Raw genomic sequence first — 21,056 nt, 5'->3', positions numbered from 1 at the left:
TATGTGTTCTGCTCAAAATATGGCTCTTCCATCAAGTGACTCACTTGGTGCCAAAAGCTAAAGCTACTGAGCTAAAAGTCGGTTGCAGATGCACGGGAACTTCGACTCGTTCGAAGAGTTTGTCGAGAAACTCGAAGAGATAGAGGAGATGGGATACGTCAAATCCCACCGAAGCGGGAACACAGGCATCGGAAAGACGCTTGAAGACTTACTCGGTATCACAGAGAACAACGTCCCTGGTCCTGACGCCGCAGGTGTCGAGCTGAAGTCCGCTCGTCGGAACTCGGGCAGTATGATGACGCTGTTCACGAAAGAGCCACCGAGAGGTTCCCGTGAACTGTGGGCGTCGTCGCTGGTGGAGAAATACGGCTATGAAGACGATGACGGACGGCCCGCACTCAAAATCACACTCCACGTTGATACCTACAACAATCAGGGATTCCGAACCGTCACAGATGATGACGGCGTACATATCGAACACGAAGACGACGGGATAATCGCTACCTATCCGCTCGACTTCCTCCACGATACGTATGTCGAGAAAGTTCCCGAGATGGTTCTCGTGGAGGCGGACACACAGACTATCGACGGCGACGAACACTTCTGGTACAACGAAGCGTACTACCTGGAAGGATTCGACGCCGAAGAGTTCCTGAACCTGATTCGGGAGTCTATCATCAAAATCGACCTGCGGATGCACCTGCGGGATTCGGGCGGCGCACGCAACCACGGTACAGCGTTCCGCATCAAAGACACCAGTAAACTCGATAGAGCGTTCGAAACTCGGTCCCAGCTCATCGACGGCATCGGTCGAGATGCAACAGTCACCGAAGACCCGCAACAAGGGCTCAGCGACTTCTAAGGCGCTCGCAGGATAACGATATTCTCGTTCGCCATCAAATCGCCTTTCGTCCCTTCCACGTTTTCGGGTGCGTTCTCCCACGGAAGCGTCTTGTTCGGGATTTCCCGAGGAAGATTCACATTGAACTCGTACCCAAGGTGTTCACAGAGTTCTCGGGTAATCAGGTGCGTCGGGATGTTCACTCGGCTCATCGTCCGATTCGCCACAACCCACGCCACAGGCTGACCACTCTTCGTGATTTCTCCGACCTGCTCCATCACCGCATAGTAGTCACGGAAGAAGTCCATCGCATCATCAGAACGACCGTCCTTCTCCCGTAGCGTGTCCAGCGTTGCTTTGAGCGTCGGCGAATACTCTTCGAGTTCAGAGAGCGGTTCGAGAACATCGTATCGCCCACCGAGTCCCGTCTTGTCCACGTCCTTCATCTCGTCGTAGGTAACTTTCCCTGTGAGGAGTGCAGGGTCCTGACTGAATTGACCGTAGGCAACCGTTGTTTGATGGTCGCCGTATGGAGGCGAGGTGATGACGATATCGGCTTGATTCTCACCCACATCCTCGACAGCGGTTCGGGAGTCAGAGTAGTGGATGGTCGTGTCGAGGTCGTGGTCAACACGATTGCTGTAATCCCGCATCTTCTCCATATTCTGTTTCAGTTTCTTCGTGAAGATAGCCTCAACATCGGGATTGTGGTCAGCTCGGTCTTCCTCGGCGAGTCTGTAACGCTTGTACTCGCCGTTGCGCTGGTAGGATACCTTACGGGTCGTATGAGAGAGAACGATACGGAAGAAGCGGGCATACGCCTCACCAAACTCATCCTCAACCGAATCGATACGGTCTCGAAGTGCAGTCAACTCGTGGAGCTGCGGTTCGGGGAACCACCCGTCTCGAACATCGGGCATCTCTAGCCACTCGACTTCGCCCGACTCGTCGTATGCCTCACGAACTTCTCGGAGGTCTTCGGATAGGCCGTCAACAAGTGCGTCCCGAGCCTCACTCAGTCCGCCACGTTCCAACGGGATTGCCTTCGCTTCGGAGAGCATCACGGCGAACGGATTGATATCGTTTCCTTCAGCGTTCAATCCGTGAAGTCGCCCCTCGACGGCTGTCGTCCCGCTTCCCGAAAACGGGTCATATACGAGGTCGCCTTCCTCGATGACACCAGTTTGCTTGTAGTGCCCGAGAAGCGTGTCGGGAATTTTCGGAATCATCCGAGCAGGATAATTGTGGAGACCGTGCGTGAGATACTGCGTATCCGACTTCTCGAAAGTCCAGTTATACGACTCCAGACTGTCGTCGTCGGCTACTACACCGTCGATAGTAGATTGGTGTGAGTTAGTCATGCGTGATGCGTAGTCGCTTGTTCAGATGGTTGGGAGTGGAGGTTATCGTCTTTTCGCTGTCTGTCTAAAGATGTTCCTGGCACATCAGGAGGTAGACACTCCAGGGTAATATAGGTAGTTTATTTGATAGTTTAGCTAAACTCGTTGAGCTATTCAATACGATGTTGCTAATTAGCAGCTTTCTTAGCAATTAGCAGCTTTGTTTCTAATCACTATTAAGTAGTATTCTCATAAGAAGCCATCAATAATACTTTGAACTCCAACTAAATCACATCCTCAGTACTCTATTGCCGTTCTATTCGTGTCATATTGCCGATGGTTTAATAGGGTTGGCTAAATATACATATATACAGGATGAGTAAAGAATCTGATAACTCACGAGAAGTCGTAGCGACCGAGAAAAAGAATATGACTGACTACGGGCAAGTTACCTTTTCAAAGAAAAACCGCCCAGAAGATGCCGATAGCGTTCTTCTGCGCTGGTTCGATGATGGCACAGTCCAAGTAGAGTTCCTCAAATCAGTCCCAATTGAAGATTCAAAGAGTGTAGTTGCTCAGGGAGGTGATGAATAACAAGAAGTGCAACCCGTCCGTTCCGATGGATGCGGAGTTCGTCGATGAACTCGACGCTATCAAAGAACGTCGAGGGTACTCTTCACGAGCGGCTCTGATTCGGGATATCCTCTCGCAGGCAATCTCTCCTGGCGACCTCGAAGACGAAATCGCTCGGCTTGAAGATGAGATTGATTCGCTCGAACAGCAGAAAGCAAGCATCGAGCAGGATATCAAATCGAAGAAGGCTCTCTTGGAACACAAGCGAGACCAACTCGAAGAGCAGCAGGAACGAGAACAGTCGGCTGAAGAAGAACTCGAAGAGGCTCTCAATACAGTAGCGGCGTATCTCGCTGTTGGCGACGAAGAACTGGATGTGACGGTGGCCGCTCAATCTTCGGTCGAGACTGTTCTGCAGCTTGAAGATGAGTGTGACTCCGTGGATGCTGTTCTCGACCTCGCTGAACAGCGGGTTGATGATATCGACCCTGCGGACTACCTCCCAGACTCGATTGTAGCATCGGCTGATGAACAAGACCTTGCAGACAAATACAACCTTTAACAAACTATGATTGATTATCTAACTAAATACAACTTTGAACGAAACGAAGGACTCGTACAGACTATGGAACAAATCTACGATGAAGACCTCGCCACTATCGACGTGGATGATGTGACGGTTACAGTCACGCTCGACTTCGATAATCTGAGCGACCTCAACGAAAACCTCCCACGTATGTTCGAGAACGACCCAGATGGCGCTCTCCATAACCTCGAAATTATTGGATGTGAGCGAGCTGTTGAACAGGGCTTGATTGAGTCGGACGAAATCAAGTACACGAACCTTGTCGTGGAAACCGAACAGGACGGAAAGCGAGTTGATGAACTCAAGACCGCTGACCACGACCGACTCGTTCAGATAGATGCGACGGTTGAACAAGTGTACGCAAAGAAGCCGATTACAATCGACACCGTATGGCGGTGTGTTGTTTGTGGCACTCGGCACAGCGTTAGCCAGTACACGGTAGACGGTCAAATCGACAAGCCGCACTCGTGTGTGTCCGAAGACTGCAATAACACGGCGCAGTCGAAGTTCAAAATCATCGAGGAAGAGGAAGTAGAGCAAACCCGCCAACTCATCAAACTCAGCGATGATGCAACTGCTGACCGACAAGGCGAGGATATTCTTACTCACCTCTACCCGCCACTACTTGATTCGGTTGAGGTTGGTGAGACTGTCACGGTTACGGCCATCCCTCGAACGTATCGAGAGCAGAAGAACGACGCTGTGAAAGAGCGAGAGTTAGTCGCCCTTGGAATCGATAACGAACAGGAGTCGATTGAAGTCTCTGATGAAGAACGAGAACGGTTCGAAGAAATCGTTGAGTCAGGTGATGCGGAAGACCTTCTCCTCGAATCACTCGCCCCACATATTGTCGGTGAAGAGATTGAGGACTTCAAGCAAGGTGTTCTCGCCGCCGTCGTCTCTGGTGACGTGGAGTGGATGGACCGTAGCGACATGAACATCATCGGGATTGGTTCTCCTGCAGTTGGTAAAACCAAGATTCTCGAATTTGTCGAGGAATCAGTGAATCGCTCAAAGATGGTTGAAGGGAGCGGGTCATCAAAGGCAGGACTCCTCGGGTTCGCAAAAGAAGATGAGACTAAGGGCGGATGGTATGCTCATAGTGGACCGTTCTTCCGATACCGAGATGTGATGATGGATGAAGTCGCCGATATGAATCCCGAAGAGATGCAAGGGATGAAGTCGGCGCTCGAACACCAATCGTACTCGATTACTAGCGGTGGTGTAGACCAAGAACTCACGACGACAGGTTCGTTCATCGGCGCAAGCAACCCTATCGACGGGAAGTTCAACGAACACGAAGCGTTAGACGACCAGTTTAATTTCGACCCTGCGCTACTCAGTCGATTCGGTCTCATCTACATCATCCAAGACAATCAGGATGAAGAAACGGATAAGCAGAAAGCGACGGCGATGATGACTCGCTGGCAAGAAGCCGCTGCTGATGAAACAGACCACGACCGACTCACCAAAACCGAGTTCGGCAAGTTCGTGGAATACCTCAAAGAATCCGAACCGTCGCCACCAAGTGAAGATGTTGTCGAGTTCGTCGCTTCGGAATTCGCTTCCCTCCGAGCTGATGATAGTGACCACATCGACCTTCGTAAACTCCCGACGATTATGCGACTCGCAACCGTGTTCGCTCGCCTCAACGGACACGACCAAATCGAGAAGCAAGATATGACTCGTGGAGCGGAGATGCTCATCGATTCCGTCAACCGCCTCGATGAAGCCAACATCGACAAATCCGTACTGTGGACAGGTGAGAACTCGGAACAGACGGAAGCGAAGGAACGTGTTGTTGATGCTGTGGATACTCTCCACCACGCTGACGATGACGACCCGACTCGAACAGAAGTCGAGAAGCGGATTGTGATGAATCACCAACTCGACCAGGAGACCGTCCGATGGGCGATTGAGAGTCGCCTTGAAGATGATGCGCTCTACGAAGGTGACGACGGTGTACTGCACACGACCAAGAACTAACGATAAGATACTATGACACGAAACAATTCAAACCAAGACAAGAACGGAGAACAGTTCAACGATTACGATTTCGCCGATTTGAGTGAAGATGGGAAGCGAGTTCACCTTGCTTTCCTTTGAACACTCAACACTTCTTTTTATGATTTTAGCAGCTGCTAAGATTGTTGCTAATTAGCAGCTTTGTTAGTAAGTAGTATTAGTGGAAGCAGTTTGTTGAGACATACTCGTTGTCTACTACCTCGGCGTACTCTTCCCAGACTTTCTTCGGAGTGACAGGGCCATCGATATTCAGGATTAGTGCTCGAAGTGAGTAGTCTTTATCTCGACTTTCCGTGATTTGTTTCACCTCTCGCTCGAACAGTCGCTTCGCCGCATCGTACTGTTCTGCATCTCGTTCAACCGTATGTCCGCAGTTATCGTTCGGACAGGCGAAGACTGGTGTTGACTGAGCTTCAGGGCTATAACTCGGATTCTGCCGTTGTTCTTGGAGAGATGGGTCGTCTGTCGTATCGATGAATCCTGTTTGGCAGTTTGGGCAAATTGGGTCGAACGGGACTTCGATGTTTGTGATATCGCCTCTATTCAGATGAGCAGTCCCTTTCCACGCAACACCTTGTCTCTCGATGCATCCTTCGATAGAATCCAATTCTCGTAAGCCTACATCTGCTTCTGCGTCCTCAAACATCCCGCCTGACTCTCCTCCGATGAATTTGAGGATGTACCAGAGGATGTAGAGTATGAAGACGATGATGAGGGCAGTACCAACCCACCCGCTGAAGATTGAGGGAATCCAAGAAGTGAGATTAGACGTGTCCGAGCTGTCGAGGTTGAGGTAGACGAGTATAAAAGTACCAACCGTACCGAGAATAGCGACAAAGAGTTCAATATCGTCTCTATCCATCAGGTGAAGACTATCAGTCTGGTTTAAAGTAACTACTGGACGGGCTGACCGCCACTCCTCTAATCCTCGGAGCCGTATCTTAGTGTACACAGATGAATTCTCAAGATTATCAGAAGAAGGCACAGATGATGATTGAACAACCACGAAACTACGGTCTCGATGAGTTTCCTGATGTGATTATTGAGGTTCGGGACGACCAACTTACTGACGAACTCGAAGATGTGTATGTTGAACAGATGCGGAAGCGAGACCAGGACCCGAACGAGGACTACAATATCCCTGACGAGTTCCGACAAGTCGCCTGAGAGCACAGGCTCGCTCCCGTCCGTTTCTTAGCCGCTCTACCTACTGTTTTCAAAGAGTACTAACTCTGTTCTGCTTGTATTCTCCCGTTAGAGGACTTCTCTATCATCCCGTCGCCAGCCTGTGTTCTCTGAGAAAATCAGAACCGTTTGAACAAGAGAGAAAGAGTTGCGCCGACGGCCATCCCTACAACGAACACGACGCTCACGAGAAGTCCGCCTGCATACGCTTCTGCATCCCACGTCGCCGAGGAAGAATATGAGCCTGTCATGGTTGGAAGATACTGAATACGGACTGAACTGTGAGAGCAATCACGCCGAGCGAGAGGACCAATCCTCCGAGCGTTGCTATCGACCCAAGTACGCCACCGACAGCGAGCGTTACAGCCGCACTAATCGCAACGATGATGCCTGCAACACCGAAGCCGAGCATCATCGTCACGATACCATCTCGACTGTTCTGACGAACTTCAGAACGATTGTGGAACGCATACTTAACTCCTCGACCAGCACGCTTGCCTGCACGCACGAGGGAACGTCCGAGCGTCCGTCCGCCTGCACGAGCGACCCGAGCGCCTTTGCGTGCTACTCGTCCGCCTTTACGTGCGACCGTGCTCGCAACATCACCTGCTCGCTGACCGAGCGACTGAATCGTCTCACGCATCGTTATCACCCGCTTTCGTGCGAGTTTCATCTTCAGGTTTCTCTGGAATAGTCATCCGCCACGGTAGCCACGAGTCGTTTACTCGGTCAAACTCCTCGAAGAATCGAGGGTGTTGGAAGTACAAGTGAACAAACCGCTCTCCTTCAGTGTAGAACTCCTCGTCGCACCACCAACACTTGATGAAGAAACTGCGCTTCGACCGCTTGTACTCTAACATGAAGCATCCCCCGCAGATGCGAGAATTCTCTGGATGATGTTCTCAGTTGCTTCGAGGCCGAGGTCGTTATTCGCTGCAATCTTAGCAACATCACACTTCTCCGACCAGTCTAACTCAAAGAATCCGTCTACCTGACCGAGATTGTAGTCGAGTTGTGATTCGAGGTGGTCAAGATGGATTTGTGGTGGGAATCGCTCGTCTGGTTGGAAGAGGTCGTCAGGGAGTTCGTCATCCGCTGTCTGTTGAGCTAGAGCGATTTTTACTCGCTTGCGTTGCTGTCCCCGTGACAACTCTAAAAACTCGCTGAGAGATAATTCTTCATCTTGTTCTACTTCTCCAACATCGGCTTTGATACGAGCGGCGAGAGCGTTTCCAATACCATCTACAGAGGAGAGGTCGGACTGTGTAGCCACCTGCAAGTCTTCGACCGTCGTATATCCTTCACGACGCAACCGAGCTTCTTCAACAAGACCTACGCCACTAACCTTGGTCAAATCCTCTTCACGGTTCTTCTTATAGTTGTGAATATACCCACCATCTTCTACGACCTCGATGGAACCCTTCTCTTCGATATCAGACTCGAAAATCTCTCCGTCGTCCTGGTCTTCAGGAACATACGATAACTGGTAGACTATCTCGTCTCCCGACTCATACCAGCCGACGATTTTGAATCCATCTCGGATGTAGGTTTGTGGGTCAGATTTATCGTACTCTTCAGGCGTGAGGATTAAATCTCCTTCATCGTATTTCGGCTCGTTTTTCTGGTCATCCTCATCAACGTCGAACTCGAACTCAGGAATCTCCTGAGAATCAAACGCCTGTGATGGGTGAGCCGCAGGGAACGAGCAAGCAGTTTCAGTATCTAACTGACCACCAACTCTGTAAATCTCTCTGTATTCAGCTCGCCCACGCTCTGGAAGGTGATATACATCTCTTGTAGCATCATCCCACTCACCTTCGCCAAAGTACAACAACTCAGCAGGGAAGTCATCTAAGACGGTTCCTGTGAGGATAACTCGGTGTCCTGCATCTACTAAATTAGAAACCAACTCTACAATCTGTCTCCTCTCTACATCATAGCTAAGATTCGCTGTGATATCATCAAGTAGTACAGCAAACTTCGTTTCTGGTTTGAGCTTGAGAATAGCCTTTACTGCTTCAGGTGAGTTCGCATAGAACGCTCCTTCTACGCTCTCAAGATTCGAGATAATCTCTTCTTCTTGTTCAGCAAGACTGATTCCAAAACTCGTCTTTCCAGAGGCAATCTTTCCTGTGACTAGCTGTAGTCTTCCTTCTTCATCTATACCTTCTAAGTTAAAAGAACAGTTTCCTGTCATACAAAATACTCTAGCTTCTATACCTATTACTTTTGTGTCATATTGGGTGTTTCTGAGTCTTAATCTGTGGAGTTGTGGTGGTCCTGTCTTTGGTGGGTAACGCAGGGGTCTCGTTGTCTAATTATGTCGCTGGCGTCGGTTTTGGTTCTGAATCAGTCTGAAGAGCGCCTGAATATCCGCAGGCGTTTCCAAGGTTCTCTGGGGTTGGAAATAATATATTCAAAGCGATATGAATATCAGAATTGAAGAGAAACTGATTCTCGAAGCGTTGTACGAGAACGACCGCCCACTCTCCACGACCGAGCTGAAGTCCTCAACTGGGATTGGTACAGATGCGATTGGCTACTCGGTACGAGAGAAGTTGAAGCCTGAAGGCATCATCGAGTACTGGTACGAAGAGCGGCAGGGAACAGAAACACGGGTCCACGAGTTAACGGACTACGGAACAGCGGAGATTGAACGTGGATTGATTGGAGATATCTTCACAGACGACAGCGGAGACCCTGAGCGAGTTGCACTTGAGGCACGGATTGATGAACTGGAAGAGCAGCTCGAACAGGTCGAGAACAAGACGCAGGCGAACAAGCAGTTGTTAGATGATGTACGGTCCCGAGTAGAGTCGGTCGCCGATGTGGTGAAGGAGAATCGTGTGCGTTTGAACGGGATTCGGTGGGCGCTTGAAGAGAAAGGAATCGAGGTTGTGGAGTACGTGAAGAAGGTGAAGAACAGCGAGTAGAGCGTCTTTAGAATAACCTGACGCCAGCCTGTGTTCTCTAACCCTCTCAGAACGAACCTAATTCAGTTTGAAGTCCACCGTCCACAGGCTCACCTTGCAACAATTTTCGGATGCGGACGGCGAAGTGATAGGCCATCTGTGGTGGAACGGCGTGACCAATTTGCTTGTACATCGAAGTCTTCGTGTCACCGTGGAATTCGTAGTCGTCTGGGAACGATTGGACCCGCTTGATTTCGTCTATCGTGAGACGCCGACTGTCGATATCTTTGATGCTGTCTACAGGCAAGTCATCTGAATTGAGGAGCGAGTTCGGCACATCTGCTTTGATTGTGTAACTCGGCTCGTCGATTCCACGGAGTGCTGTTTCCTGACGGAGTTGCCGACCCTCGTTAGCAGGCGAAGTCTGCACATCATATCTATCCTCGACCTCGACTACATCTTCGAGAGAGCGTTCAGACTCATCAGGTTCGATAGAGAGTACATCCTCAGAAGTGAAGTGGAGGTTTTCGGATACAGCACATACGAGAAGTCGTTTGCGTGTCTGAGGGACTCCAAAGTCAACAGCGTCGAAGACTCTCCAAGATACGTTGTAAGTGGGATTTTCGCACAACTCAAACGCTTGGACGATGTTGTCCAGAACGTTTTCTCCTCTACCGTCTTCCATCGATTTCAAGCCGACCACGTTTTCGAAGAGAACTACATCGGGGCTGAGATGGTTCACGTAATCGATAGCACAGTAATAGAGGCGGTTGCGAACGTCGCTCTCATCCCGCTCACCCATCGTGGAGAATCCTTTGCACGGAGGACCACCAATCATCACATCCACGAGACCGCCGTGGAGACCGTACTGCGTGTCCATCGTGCCTGGGTCCATCTCCTGCAGGTCCCACAGTCCACCGTCGGCGTTGTGGTTGTTGACGAAAGTTCGCAGAGCGTCCTCGTTCAAGTCGAACCCAATCTCAATATCGAAGCCTGCCTGTTCAAAGCCACACGAGAAGCCGCCTGCTCCACAGAAGATATCAAAGACTCTCAGTCCGCTCATAAGATATCACTCAGAATTTCTGAGATTTCGTTTCGGAATAGGACGCCTGTGACAAGCAAGATGACACCGACTTCAGCAATCCCAATCACACCGCATCAGGAGCATCACCTCCGTTTTCGCCGTGGTTATTTTCCCAGTCAATCGTAGACTGACTCTTCACGCTTGGAATCTCGATTTCGTTTGAAGTGTCGAACGTCATCTCCTGGTCGCAGGCAGGACACACATCTTGTCGATGGCCGTCGTCCTCGACGTGTCGCTGTTGGACTTGCTCACCACACTCTGTACACTCCACGACGTTCCAGTCGTAGCCGTTTTCTCTAACTGTCGATGCTTCGTCTAATCTGAATTTTTTCGCTGTCATAGTTTGCTTCTCCGTTCTTTGTTGTCGGGCGTCCAGAGTTTCCGTAGGTGGTTTGGAAGAGCGTCGAAGGAATCGAACCCTCGTGTAGCACCAGCACGCCTAGAAGTTCCGCTTGTAGTGATTGCCGTCGTCAGTAAGTTCCAGGAGACCTTCTTCTCGCAAAGTTTTTAGAGCGCCTCGAATCGTCTCATACGATACTTCTGTGTCGTAATCGTCGGCGATGACGGTTTGGATATCACGGGCGTCGAACTCCCAGTCACGCACCCGCATCACGCTCATATGCACATAGTCCCGCTGAGTGTACTTTCGGGTCATCGGTCATCACCCGCAGATGCGAGCTCTTCAGGAATTACATATACTAAATTCGTCTCTGGGTCGTACTCATAGACTTCATATCCACAGTCGTAAAATAAGTCTAAGTTGTCAATACTAACGACTTCGAGCGATTCGAGTTTGCTCGGCTCAACTGAGTGGAGTTCGAACTTACCGTTCAATTTCTGCTCAACGATGTGTTTTTTGTCTGGTTCGAGTGCCTGTTTGACGACGAACCCGATACCGACAACTACTGCAGAGCCGAGGATTTTGATTCGTCGTTTCATAACGTATCACCCGCACGCTGGCGAGTAGAGTCAGAGTCAGGGTTGACGATGAACTGAATCTGGTGTCGTTCGAGGCCATCGTGAATCACCATCGAGAATCCTTCAGGCGTCCACCAAAATTCGAGAATCTGTCCTGCACCCTCGAACACTTGATGAAACACATCCATCTGTCCCTGATAGATGCAGACCATATCGTCCAAGTGGAACTCGGCAGTCTGGATTGCGTTCTCGACGGCTAACTCATCGCCGTCTCTGTAGACGTACACTCGGTCGCCGCTGTTGGCGTTGACGAGATTCTGAGTTTGTGCGACTGTACTACTGTTGTCGTGAGTGTTGAATTGATTCGTACTCATAGTTTGCTTCTCCGTTCTTTGTTGTCAGGCGTCCAGAGTTTCCGTAGGTGGTTTGGAGGAGCGTCGAGAGAATCGAACCCTCGTGTAGCCAGCACGCTTAGATTGTGTATACTGAACTTCCGTCACGGAGGCGTTGGACTCCTTTCTGGAAGAATTCGAGTGCGGATGCGAAGTCCTCGTTGAAGATTTTCTTTCGAGTTTCGTCGCCGTCTTCGAGCTTCACCATCCAACCTTCGTTGACGCCATCGCCCCGAGTCCAGTCGTACCAAATCATCACTTCTTGTCTGTGTCCGTAGTTTCCCATACCTTCAACAGATACATCAGTACTTGACAATCGTTCCGTGTTCTCTTGACCGAATTCGTCGGTGAGGTCTTGATATACTTCTCCGAGCTTGGCCCACTTTGCTTCAGTACTATCAAAAGTATAAGTATTCTGACTCATAACAAATATACATATGTACCCCACCTATATAAAAGTTTCGGTCAAGTAATTCGTGAAATAAAGACTCGGCGAACGTGTAGCCGTGCCCGCAAGACGGAGAGACGCTCTACCTGCCAGATTCTAACAGTACGGAGTTGATACTATCCGAAAACAGGCGATAGAGCCGCTAAGAAACTGACGGGAGCCAGCCTGTACTCTTAACCAACACGAACGGAAGAATAGACCGACAACACAGTATGTTGGTTAAGATATCTCCGCACTCACAACCCACTCAACAAAAGCTGCTAATTAGCAACAATCTTAGCAGCTGCTAACTCAATATAATAACAGGAATAGTAACAGTTGTTAGAACAGTAAATAAGTAAAGCTGCTAATTGCTAAGAAAGCTGCTAATTAGCAACATCGTTAGAAACAACTCAAAGAAAACAATCGTCGTCAGTCCATCATCCGCTTCAAGTCACTCAGTTCTCGGTCGTTCAGGATTTTCTCAACCATATCCCAGTCATCGATATCATCGGCTACCATCCTCGATTTCTCATATATCATCTTCCAACCTTCACTCGGGATGTTCTCGATGGTGTACGTGTCCTGCTCGTTATCAGCGTCTGCAGTTTGGGTAGGGTTTTCTTCGTCAGTATCGGATGAACGGACTTCCTCAGGCGTCTCTTCGGGTCGGTCGCCAGCCTGTGTTGTCTGTCCGTCCACGTTCTCCTCCTCATCTTCAGAGAGCACAGGCTCGCCTCGGTCATCGTCAGAGCCGTCAGTAGGAGCGTATGGCGTCTCTTCGAGTTCTTCTGCAGGAACATCAGGATGCGGCTCAGACTGATTGTGGTGCGTATCACAGAAGTATTCGATTTCTTCATCGTAATCGAACCGAAGCGGTGTAGAACAACGCTCTCCTTCCTTGTTCGTTCCAATACACACCTGGACTTTATCGTCCGCCCACGACCAATCCGAGACCTCGTTCGTGTCGTAGTCGTAGCTGGTCTGTGGGATGTTGCGGAGTGTTTTGAAGTGTCCTTCAGGTTCGCCGTTCTCCCCGACCGAGTTGTAGAATTTCGCTGTCTTCAACCCAGTCTTGTGAACGAAGTCGCAGAGTTCTCTCACCCACTTGTGGATATCCTTCGGGTTATGGCCGATGATGACGAGGTTGCCGTCGTTCTTACGGATGAAGGTAACAAGCGGATAGAGCTGGTCTTCAACAGCGGAAGAGTCACCAGTCCCGCTGGCGTGCTTGTTGGCTTCGTCAAATACGAAGAAGTAGTCTGTATCAGGATTCTCTTCTATCCACTCATCAAGTTCGTCCTGATTCAGGACAGTCGTCGCCTGCTCGAACGATTCGATGTTGGAGAGGATTTCACCGTCTGGATGATTCAGCTTCCAGAGTCTTGCTTCAAAGATAGCGAAGTCGGTTTTCCCCGACCCCATATCGCCTGACAGGTGTTGTGTGATGTAGTCGTTCCCGTGCGTTTGGAGGTACTGATAGAGCCACATCCACAGGCGTTTGTGTTTGAGTTCAGGACGCTCTGCACGAGACACGAAGTATTTGAGAATCGCCATCCGTTCGTTCTTCATGTGGCCGCCGAGGTCTACTGTCGTCTCTTTCGAAACTATCTTTCGGAATTCTTCAGTCTCGACATACGGGAGATTCTCATATCCAAACTCTTCTCGGAATTCGTGCCAGGATTCACGACGGTCAGCAAGCACCCGTGATAGTTCTTCATCGAGAACTTTGACCGCCCACTCATAGATGTGGTTCTCAGCGTCCTTCCCTTCCGTTTCATCTCGCACGTCCGATGCAGTACGCCCTAGCGCACGCCCTCGATTGCTTGCTTGGCTCATCTGTTACCATCCGACGATTCGTCGGAATCTAGGTGCGGTGCGCTCTCATCAGTCGCCGATTCAACCACATCCTCAATCGTCCGCTCTTCACCTTCGACAACATCGTCAAAGCCAGCATCCTGGAGTTCAGCGTCGAGGCGGTCTCGGGTGTTCTCACCATCTTCGAGAATTCCGCCCTCGATTTGCGCTGTCTGTTTTGCGTTGAGGCGTCGAGACTCTTGCTGTGCGAGGATGGTGAATTTGTCTCGGAGGTTTCCGTATCGGTCCCAGAGCGTCGAGGAAGTTTCAAGCAGGTAATCGACGAGCCGCTCGTGGCGTCGGAGTTGGGATGGTTTGACCTGCTTCTTCTCGCCTTCCCACGATAGATAGGCGGCGTTATCCCGTGGATTGTATTTCTGCGCTTCATACGAGCGCCTGTCTGTATCTTTATTGTTCTCAGCGAGGCGTTTCTTATCTACAGGCTTTGGTTTGAGTTTCCGTCCACTATTTGGGTCACGACCTTTCTTGAACACTTGCAGGTCAGCGAACCGAGTTGGCGAGAGGAGGTACGTGTGATTGTCGCCCGTTCGAGGGTCGATATCGTGGAGGTAGATGCCGTTCCGTCGGAGATACCACTTACCGATGATGTAGACGACAGGAGCGAAGACAACCACATCATACGCCCAGTACACCATCAGGTTCGAGTAGACTTCAGTAACTGTAACTAACGATGACGGGTCGTATAGTCGCCCGAATCCTGAAAGGAGTTTAGCGAACCAAGCGGGCGGATAGATATCCCAGAACGCAAACACACCAATCGCCCAATTGAAGATAACGACACCGAGCAAGCCAAACCCGTGAATCATATCCTTTGCTTGCTTCGAGTACGGGTCGTCCCGACTCGGGAGGTCTTCGTCCTGATAGACGCCCTGTACAGGCTGTCCTGTGAGTGGAATCGCAATCTTGCCCACACGGAGATTGAATTTCATCACTGCAACGAACATGATGATAATCACTAGCCCGCCAACGAAACCAATCGCAGGTCCGAGGTCGCCCGCAGGATTCCAGTTAATCACTAACGCTGAGTACTGGATGTTGTACTGCGCTCCTGTTTCGATAGATTGGATAGATTCAGTTGAAGTAACGGATACAGCCCATCCGAGTAGACCTCCTGTGGTTGGTGTCGTCAGGTTCTTCGATTCGTTCGGCTTGAGTTCGTAGGATTTGATACGTGGCTCTTGTCCTGCGTTGTTGTTGGTGACTACCCACTGTGTTTCGTTCGTTGGGTTGTAGATAGTGAACGAAGCGTGCGTCTGATTGTGCGACCGCTCGTTCAGGAGAATTCCGTTGTTGAATTCGTGTTCAGCGTCCGCAGGGTCAAACGGTGGCTCTGAAGATTGGGTTGTTGAGGCGTTCGACTCGTTTGATTGATTATTCGAGTTACCGTTTACTACGACGACAGTATCACCAGAATCATCTGAAGAGTTTGAGGACGCAAAGTCATCACTTGGTGTAGACGTTGGAGTGGCCGTCGGAGTCGAGGTCGTGTTGTTCGTTGAGTTATTCGCCTGTGTTTCGTTTTCTGGCGTTGGCGTCTCCTGTTGGAACTGTATGTCCGCTGGTTGTGGCGAAGATGCTGCAGCCGTACCGATAGCACCGACTGACGAAGTAAGCACCAACAGAATAGCCAGAATCGAGAAGAGATTTTGAGTAGTCATAGTTGAATATCATCGGAAACCTGTTTCTCGCAGGATTTGATTGAAGTTGTAGAGCAATACCACGACAGCAATAATCGAAAGCAGGAAGCCACCGAGACCGAGAACTACCATCCCGAGCGTCTTGACTAACTCAGGAGCGAGAACGGCAATCCCGACGATAAACATCATCCCGCTCATCGCTAAGATAGAGAGGATGAGTAGCATCTTACCGCTCGTCCACGATGCGTTTCCTGCTGGTTCACTTGAGTTGAGTAGTTCTTGAATCATATTTATCACTTATTTGATGTTTTGCTTGTATAGTGACGCCTGCGGATTTGAACCCACAGCAAGGCAAGCCAGCACGCCTGAAACTCCGTGAGGAGTGGTTAGTTAGCTATTCAGAGGTTGTTGAACTTGAGGCCGTTCTTGACCCAAAGGAGGGTGAAGATTGTCCCAACAGCCGCAACGAAGCCAGCGATGATTGTGAGTACAAGGACTACAGGGTCATCTGGGAGCTGGTCGCCAAGTCCGCTGAACGGATTATCGAAGGACGGAACGCCACCGATGAAGCCGCCATCATCAGACGATGTGGCAACATCGACAGTCTGGGAGACCGTGCCGTTCTCAGCCTGAGAGCTGTCTACGGTGATTGTCTCCGTGTAAGTCGTCTCGTTCCCGTCAGCGTCCGTGTAGGTAACTTCTACGACCTTCTGTGACCCATCATCGAGGTTGAGGGTGGATACAGTGTTACTGTCGTTGGAGGTGACAGAAGTGGAGACAATAGCCGTCTCGTTGTCACCGATACTGTCGCCATCATAGATTGCGAAGTCGAAGGAATCGACCGCACTACCGTTATTTTCGATGGTGAATTCGTAGTCTACCTGCATCTTCCCGAACTCAGGACTAATCTGAGTGGTGTTGTTCTCCGTGACGGAGAAACTACCTGTGGCGTCAGCGTAGCCGTCAGCAACAAGCGTGTACGTGTAGTCGCCAGTGTCGAGTTCCTTCGAGAAATTATCGAAGTCAGAGACGTTGGACTCATCAACTACAAGGTCGCCCGAGCTGTTCTCGATTTGGATATCAACCGAATCAACAGAACCGTTGTCGTAAGTGCTGATGTTACCGAGTGCAACACTACCAGTAGCGGTTGTCGAAGTTGAGGACTCTACCGAATAACTGAACGAGTCAGTATAGGTCGTTCCGTTGGTGTCAGTGTAATAAAACGTACCAACGGAACCATCTGACTCAACTTGAAGTCCAGTAGCTACGACTTCAACATCCTGCGTGGTTTCGTTCACGCCAGATGCGAAGTCGGACTGGATTTCAACTTCGAGAGTGCTGCCGTTATTGATGACAGAGTGGTTGACTACCTGAGCGTCACCCGTCACAACCTGAGGCGAAGCGTTAGTGTAGTCCACTCCGTCTGCAGAGAATCGGACGGAAACAGTCTCAGAATCGTTGTAGGTCAAGTTGTTGACCCAACCACTCTGGGAATATTCGTCGTCATAAGAGTTGTAGCTCGTGTTGTCAACCTGTACGCCTGTGGCGGAGTGAGCGGCAACAGGTGCAGCGAAGGACGACAGGATGAGTCCGAAGACTGCGAAAATTGCTAGTGCTTGTGCGATACTACTTGGGCCGTCATCGTCACTACCTGAAGAGGCAGTAGACGAATTTGAATTAGATTTATTTAGGTAATTACCCATATGAATTATTATATAATTCAATCACTAAAAGTATTATTGTGAATTGATACTTTAACGCATACGTGTGCCCGTACTATTTCACATACCAGTACGGACTACCGCTCTTATGAGCGAGTACATCAACTTCTGAAAGCCCGTTCAGAGCGTGCCGAACCGTATATTGTGAGAGTTCGACTTTCGCTTGTTGTTGCACATCGGCGACGGTGAGTCGAAAGGAACCAGTTGTGTATACTACCCGATATATTTCGTCCCGTGGTGTCGAAGTCATATATGAAAAGAGTATGTCAGGGACTAAATATTTAGTGTTGTAAATAAATTGTTATAAGTATGAGTTCTTCTGAATCAAAATCGGGTATCGGCACTAAACTAACCGTAGCAGTCCTCGGTATGCTACTTATCGGAGCAGTCGTATCGACTGCTATTATCGGAGCGGCAGCTGCGGGAGTTATCGGCGACACCGAACCAGTCGGTGACAACAACATCACTACTAGCACGACAACAGCCACGACCGATGTAGCGTGGGTAGACGCAACCACGTATACCAGCAACAACACCACGCAAACAACGCTCTACGATGAGAACGGAGACAAGATTTGGGTAACGAATCTCAACGACAAATATCCAGATGACTTCCGAGTGGAGAGACTCCAAGGCGAAACTCGCCCAATCCAGAATATGGAGTGGCTCAACAATATCGCCACCGACGACAAATATGTCTATGTTTCAGTTAACTTCGACAACGACGAAGCAGGCCCCAAATCAATCGTCTACAAACTCAATCAGAGTACAGGAAATATTGTCGATGAAATCGGTCGCAACACTTCAACTTCAATCATACGGGTAGATAAGAGCGGCAACCTGCGATACGATGAGTTTCAGCGCACGTACTCTCTGAGCAAGGATACTCGATACAATCTCTTAGACGACGGTACTATCGAAGTTTACAACACCAGCAACACAACAGGTGACGGAACGCTTGAGAAGACAATTAACGCATCATACGATTCTGAGATTCAAGGGACTGGGAGTCAAAACACAGTCCTCGAATCTACAGATGGGTATGTCGTCGTATGGGTGCAGGTCGGTACTCGACATGACCTACACATCGTTAACCGAGATACGGGCCAATCTGAGTACGAAATCGAAGGTGTAGACGGTGGTGATAAAGGAATCCAGTATGATAACACGAGTCGGATTGTCGCATCACCTGACGGTGAAATCAAACTCGAAGTATACACAGCACAAAACTCTCCGAATACACACTACTTCGTTCGATTTGACTACGAGAACGGAACTGTAGTCGAGAATCAATCAGGCGAAGTTGAATCGTACTTCAACGACGACGGAGAAGTTGATACGAGGTCGCCAGTAGAAGTCGATTTTTTTCGCAACGGGTTCGCTGAGGATGTGACTTTTGTCCCACTCGGCGAACTCTCTCTATCCGTTAGTGACGTGAACGGAAGCGCAATCAACTCTACTGCAACAGTCAAGATTTTCAACGACAACGGACACCAGATTTTCGAGCGCTCAGATATCAACGGAACGGAAATCCAGTCGAACTATATTATCGACGCCTACGCTGGCGACTACTCGGTTCGAGTTGAAGCGGACGGGTATGATGGGACAGTCTATTCCGCATCGATTGACGAGCGAGAACAGACAGCTCTCCTCAACTACACACTTCAGGAGGCGATTGGAACCCTCAAAATTGACTCAGTAACGAACGACAGCGGGACAGGCGTATCAAACTGGTCGGTTGAGGTCTACGATAGTAACGATTCTCTCATCCACTCTGAGTCAAATCTATCCGCACCGTACAACACATCGTTACCTGCGAACCAGACCTATACGGTCGCAGTCCTCGCCGACGGCTACAACACGACGAACGAGACCGTCTCCATCACCGACGACACAACCTCGACTACATCGTTCACACTTTCTTCATCTGGCGACAGTAGCGATGGTGGAGATTCAACCGACAACACAACAGACGACGGCGATTCAACCGATAATACCACATCCACGGACGATTCTGATGATGGTGTCTTCGTTGGTGGTGACGCTGGTAGTGGGTTGATTGCTCAGCTCGGTGGCTTACTCGCTGCTGTGATTGGCTTCATCGCCTTCCCGTTCTCGCTGACAATCTTGTTCTTCGTCTTGCTCTGGCTTCGTCGGCGTCGTGATGGTGGTGGTGGAAACGGAGGGTTGTTCGGTCCAAACTTCGCACTTATGCTGATAGGGTTGGTTTTGATTTCAGGTGTCGCTCCGTATATGGTCGGTCCTGCATCTGCTCAAACGGACACACCTGAGTACGAAACCGCTGACCTGCTCGTCTTCACAGCGGCGGAGAACAAATCACAGGTCGCTCAGGAGACGCAAGATAAGGTGGTCGCCCTCAACCCAAACACGAGTGAGGTCGCTTGGGAAACACGCCTCAACGACTCGACTAACGGCAACATCGTCTACTCGGTAGCCTGGGATAAATCACAACACCGCATCTATGCAACTTCGATGGAGGAAGACGGCAGTATCCATCTATATGAACTTGAGGACGCCACGGGCGAGGTCGAGGATGTACACCATCTCAATCTCACACCAGATGCAATCGGCAAAGACTCGATAGCTCGGGATGGGACGCTATACTTCACGACCGACGCAGGCCGTTATACATACGATTTTGAGACTGAGAACCTGACTTCCACCAACTCATACACGCCGCCTGCTGAAGGCTACGCAATCGGATTCTCTGACGGACAGGCGGCTATCAGCACCTACGGAAGCGATTACATCACGACCTATCTCGGAGATACTGAACAATACCAAGCCTACACGACACAGAACATCTCCTCGATTCAGCACACGGAGATTGGCTTCCTGTACCAAGATGAGAACAACATCTCGCTACGGAACACTTTGGATAGAGATGTTGTGTGGAGTGATTCAACGGCTCGAACACTCAGGCTTCACGGTGCGACCTCGAACGGGCAGGATACCATCTACGCACGAGTGGGCGCAAGCCTATACTCGTATGAGCGAGATTCGGGCAACCAGACTGTACTGTATGACGGTTCTATTCCTGACAACACGACCGCAGGGTTCGCAGAAGTCGATTACAAGAGCGGACGCATCCACACGTACCAAACAGTCGGCGGGCAGGACTTAGCTAACGACACGCCCACGCACCTCTACCACATCCACAACGCAAGCACAGGCGAGTTGTTATACTCTGAAGAAATCGTCTACGACTCGAACCAGCATCAGTCGGTGGCGATTGTGTACGAGCAAACCGATACGGTCGAAGTGATTGTTGGTTCAGGCGGCTCCGATTATTCACCTGAAGATGTGTTCGGAGAACTCGTCGGTCAACAGTTGATGTTGATTGTCGGAGTGTTTGGCAGCACTCTGCTCGGCCTCATCGTTATCTTGGTCGTGGTGAAGTCGGTTTGGAAGACCGTGACTCTCCCGTTCAGGATTCTGTTCTTCCCGTTCAAGATGATAGGGAAGTTTCTGAAGATAGTCCTCTAACTACTTTCTCTATTATAGTACTTAGAAACA

Annotated in this window: 21 protein-coding genes; 8 read left to right on the top strand and 13 right to left on the bottom strand. The window is 49.9% G+C overall.

What is annotated here, in order from left to right; genetic code table 11:
* Positions 1-88 precede the first annotated feature (88 nt).
* Entirely contained in the window at positions 89-862 is a 774-nt protein-coding gene (locus HZS55_RS13000; protein ID WP_179908088.1) for an MvaI/BcnI family restriction endonuclease, read from the top strand.
* On the opposite strand, the gene HZS55_RS12995 is transcribed toward HZS55_RS13000, so the two are convergent.
* A complete protein-coding gene (locus HZS55_RS12995) occupies positions 859-2,202 on the bottom strand; it encodes a DNA adenine methylase (protein WP_179908087.1) in 1,344 nt (447 codons plus the stop codon). The genes HZS55_RS13000 and HZS55_RS12995 overlap by 4 nt on opposite strands.
* A gap of 354 nt (positions 2,203-2,556) precedes the next feature.
* Here HZS55_RS12995 and HZS55_RS12990 point away from each other — a divergent pair, with 354 nt between their 5' ends.
* From HZS55_RS12990 to HZS55_RS12980, 3 genes are all read left to right on the top strand, one after another.
* Positions 2,557-2,775 carry a hypothetical protein gene (locus HZS55_RS12990; RefSeq protein WP_179908086.1) on the top strand — a complete coding sequence of 73 codons (219 nt, stop codon included), beginning with the start codon at positions 2,557-2,559 and terminating at the stop codon, positions 2,773-2,775.
* Positions 2,768-3,316, top strand: coding sequence for a ribbon-helix-helix domain-containing protein (locus HZS55_RS12985; RefSeq protein ID WP_179908085.1), 549 nt, complete (start codon positions 2,768-2,770; stop codon positions 3,314-3,316). Before HZS55_RS12990 ends, HZS55_RS12985 begins: the two co-directional genes overlap by 8 nt.
* Before the next feature lie 63 nt (positions 3,317-3,379).
* Complete coding sequence (locus HZS55_RS12980) at positions 3,380-5,326, top strand: minichromosome maintenance protein MCM (protein ID WP_179908084.1); 1,947 nt, start codon at positions 3,380-3,382, stop codon at positions 5,324-5,326.
* 196 nt (positions 5,327-5,522) lie between these two features.
* Here the strand turns inward: HZS55_RS12980 and HZS55_RS12975 are convergent, their stop codons facing one another.
* Entirely contained in the window at positions 5,523-6,227 is a 705-nt protein-coding gene (locus HZS55_RS12975; RefSeq protein ID WP_179908083.1) for a hypothetical protein, read from the bottom strand.
* 128 nt (positions 6,228-6,355) lie between these two features.
* Between HZS55_RS12975 and HZS55_RS12970 the strand changes: the two genes are divergently transcribed.
* Both HZS55_RS12970 and HZS55_RS12965 read left to right on the top strand, forming a co-directional pair.
* The gene (locus HZS55_RS12970; protein WP_179908082.1) at positions 6,356-6,532 is read left to right on the top strand and encodes a hypothetical protein; all 177 of its coding nucleotides are present in this window, start codon (positions 6,356-6,358) and stop codon (positions 6,530-6,532) included.
* Positions 6,533-6,788: 256 nt separating this feature from the next.
* The gene (locus HZS55_RS12965; RefSeq protein WP_179908081.1) at positions 6,789-7,244 is read left to right on the top strand and encodes a hypothetical protein; all 456 of its coding nucleotides are present in this window, start codon (positions 6,789-6,791) and stop codon (positions 7,242-7,244) included.
* 159 nt (positions 7,245-7,403) lie between these two features.
* Here the strand turns inward: HZS55_RS12965 and HZS55_RS12960 are convergent, their stop codons facing one another.
* A complete protein-coding gene (locus tag HZS55_RS12960; RefSeq protein WP_179908080.1) occupies positions 7,404-8,747 on the bottom strand; it encodes a helix-hairpin-helix domain-containing protein in 1,344 nt (447 codons plus the stop codon).
* A gap of 229 nt (positions 8,748-8,976) precedes the next feature.
* On the opposite strand from HZS55_RS12960, the gene HZS55_RS12955 reads away from it, so the two are divergent.
* Positions 8,977-9,483 (top strand): hypothetical protein, encoded by a 507-nt coding sequence (locus HZS55_RS12955; RefSeq protein ID WP_179908079.1) that lies wholly within the window; start codon positions 8,977-8,979, stop codon positions 9,481-9,483.
* A gap of 46 nt (positions 9,484-9,529) precedes the next feature.
* On the opposite strand, the gene HZS55_RS12950 is transcribed toward HZS55_RS12955, so the two are convergent.
* The 10 genes from HZS55_RS12950 to HZS55_RS12905 form a co-directional block, all read right to left on the bottom strand.
* The gene (locus tag HZS55_RS12950) at positions 9,530-10,525 is read right to left on the bottom strand and encodes a DNA cytosine methyltransferase (RefSeq protein ID WP_179908078.1); all 996 of its coding nucleotides are present in this window, start codon (positions 10,523-10,525) and stop codon (positions 9,530-9,532) included.
* 85 nt (positions 10,526-10,610) lie between these two features.
* A complete protein-coding gene (locus HZS55_RS12945) occupies positions 10,611-10,886 on the bottom strand; it encodes a zinc ribbon domain-containing protein (protein WP_179908077.1) in 276 nt (91 codons plus the stop codon).
* A gap of 99 nt (positions 10,887-10,985) precedes the next feature.
* Positions 10,986-11,201, bottom strand: a complete 216-nt coding sequence (locus HZS55_RS12940) for a hypothetical protein (RefSeq protein WP_179908076.1) — start codon at positions 11,199-11,201, stop codon at positions 10,986-10,988.
* Positions 11,198-11,485, bottom strand: a complete 288-nt coding sequence (locus tag HZS55_RS12935; protein ID WP_179908075.1) for a hypothetical protein — start codon at positions 11,483-11,485, stop codon at positions 11,198-11,200. Before HZS55_RS12935 ends, HZS55_RS12940 begins: the two co-directional genes overlap by 4 nt.
* On the bottom strand, positions 11,482-11,838 hold the full coding sequence (locus HZS55_RS12930; protein WP_179908074.1) for a hypothetical protein: 357 nt from the start codon (positions 11,836-11,838) through the stop codon (positions 11,482-11,484). The genes HZS55_RS12935 and HZS55_RS12930 overlap by 4 nt, the downstream gene beginning before the upstream one ends.
* A gap of 97 nt (positions 11,839-11,935) precedes the next feature.
* A complete protein-coding gene (locus tag HZS55_RS12925; RefSeq protein WP_179908073.1) occupies positions 11,936-12,280 on the bottom strand; it encodes a hypothetical protein in 345 nt (114 codons plus the stop codon).
* 435 nt (positions 12,281-12,715) lie between these two features.
* Positions 12,716-14,071: a hypothetical protein gene (locus tag HZS55_RS12920; protein ID WP_179908072.1), complete on the bottom strand. Its 1,356-nt coding sequence runs from the start codon at positions 14,069-14,071 to the stop codon at positions 12,716-12,718.
* 47 nt (positions 14,072-14,118) lie between these two features.
* A complete protein-coding gene (locus tag HZS55_RS12915) occupies positions 14,119-15,819 on the bottom strand; it encodes a hypothetical protein (RefSeq protein ID WP_179908071.1) in 1,701 nt (566 codons plus the stop codon).
* Positions 15,820-15,828: 9 nt separating this feature from the next.
* Positions 15,829-16,023, bottom strand: coding sequence for a hypothetical protein (locus HZS55_RS12910; protein ID WP_179908070.1), 195 nt, complete (start codon positions 16,021-16,023; stop codon positions 15,829-15,831).
* A 173-nt stretch (positions 16,024-16,196) separates the two neighbouring features.
* Positions 16,197-17,501 (bottom strand): hypothetical protein, encoded by a 1,305-nt coding sequence (locus tag HZS55_RS12905; RefSeq protein WP_179908069.1) that lies wholly within the window; start codon positions 17,499-17,501, stop codon positions 16,197-16,199.
* A gap of 327 nt (positions 17,502-17,828) precedes the next feature.
* Between HZS55_RS12905 and HZS55_RS12900 the strand changes: the two genes are divergently transcribed.
* The gene (locus HZS55_RS12900) at positions 17,829-21,026 is read left to right on the top strand and encodes a hypothetical protein (protein ID WP_179908068.1); all 3,198 of its coding nucleotides are present in this window, start codon (positions 17,829-17,831) and stop codon (positions 21,024-21,026) included.
* Positions 21,027-21,056: the final 30 nt, after the last annotated feature.

This window comes from Halosimplex rubrum (assembly GCF_013415885.1).
GTDB classification, from domain to species: Archaea; Halobacteriota; Halobacteria; order Halobacteriales; family Haloarculaceae; genus Halosimplex; species Halosimplex rubrum.
The sequence above is the reverse complement of the archived record's forward strand: the minus strand, read 5'-3'. Positions and strand labels throughout refer to the sequence as shown.

Bases quoted from the DNA above. Each gene is read 5' to 3' on its own strand.
- HZS55_RS13000 (WP_179908088.1), top strand. From the start codon at position 89: ATGCACGGGAACTTCGACTCGTTCGAAGAGTTTGTCGAGAAACTCGAA.
- HZS55_RS12995 (WP_179908087.1), bottom strand. From the start codon at position 2,202: ATGACTAACTCACACCAATCTACTATCGACGGTGTAGTAGCCGACGAC.
- HZS55_RS12990 (WP_179908086.1), top strand. From the start codon at position 2,557: ATGAGTAAAGAATCTGATAACTCACGAGAAGTCGTAGCGACCGAGAAA.
- HZS55_RS12985 (WP_179908085.1), top strand. From the start codon at position 2,768: ATGAATAACAAGAAGTGCAACCCGTCCGTTCCGATGGATGCGGAGTTC.
- HZS55_RS12980 (WP_179908084.1), top strand. From the start codon at position 3,380: ATGGAACAAATCTACGATGAAGACCTCGCCACTATCGACGTGGATGAT.
- HZS55_RS12975 (WP_179908083.1), bottom strand. From the start codon at position 6,227: ATGGATAGAGACGATATTGAACTCTTTGTCGCTATTCTCGGTACGGTT.
- HZS55_RS12970 (WP_179908082.1), top strand. From the start codon at position 6,356: ATGATTGAACAACCACGAAACTACGGTCTCGATGAGTTTCCTGATGTG.
- HZS55_RS12965 (WP_179908081.1), top strand. From the start codon at position 6,789: ATGAGCCTGTCATGGTTGGAAGATACTGAATACGGACTGAACTGTGAG.
- HZS55_RS12960 (WP_179908080.1), bottom strand. From the start codon at position 8,747: ATGACAGGAAACTGTTCTTTTAACTTAGAAGGTATAGATGAAGAAGGA.
- HZS55_RS12955 (WP_179908079.1), top strand. From the start codon at position 8,977: ATGAATATCAGAATTGAAGAGAAACTGATTCTCGAAGCGTTGTACGAG.
- HZS55_RS12950 (WP_179908078.1), bottom strand. From the start codon at position 10,525: ATGAGCGGACTGAGAGTCTTTGATATCTTCTGTGGAGCAGGCGGCTTC.
- HZS55_RS12945 (WP_179908077.1), bottom strand. From the start codon at position 10,886: ATGACAGCGAAAAAATTCAGATTAGACGAAGCATCGACAGTTAGAGAA.
- HZS55_RS12940 (WP_179908076.1), bottom strand. From the start codon at position 11,201: ATGACCCGAAAGTACACTCAGCGGGACTATGTGCATATGAGCGTGATG.
- HZS55_RS12935 (WP_179908075.1), bottom strand. From the start codon at position 11,485: ATGAAACGACGAATCAAAATCCTCGGCTCTGCAGTAGTTGTCGGTATC.
- HZS55_RS12930 (WP_179908074.1), bottom strand. From the start codon at position 11,838: ATGAGTACGAATCAATTCAACACTCACGACAACAGTAGTACAGTCGCA.
- HZS55_RS12925 (WP_179908073.1), bottom strand. From the start codon at position 12,280: ATGAGTCAGAATACTTATACTTTTGATAGTACTGAAGCAAAGTGGGCC.
- HZS55_RS12915 (WP_179908071.1), bottom strand. From the start codon at position 15,819: ATGACTACTCAAAATCTCTTCTCGATTCTGGCTATTCTGTTGGTGCTT.
- HZS55_RS12910 (WP_179908070.1), bottom strand. From the start codon at position 16,023: ATGCTACTCATCCTCTCTATCTTAGCGATGAGCGGGATGATGTTTATC.
- HZS55_RS12905 (WP_179908069.1), bottom strand. From the start codon at position 17,501: ATGGGTAATTACCTAAATAAATCTAATTCAAATTCGTCTACTGCCTCT.
- HZS55_RS12900 (WP_179908068.1), top strand. From the start codon at position 17,829: ATGAGTTCTTCTGAATCAAAATCGGGTATCGGCACTAAACTAACCGTA.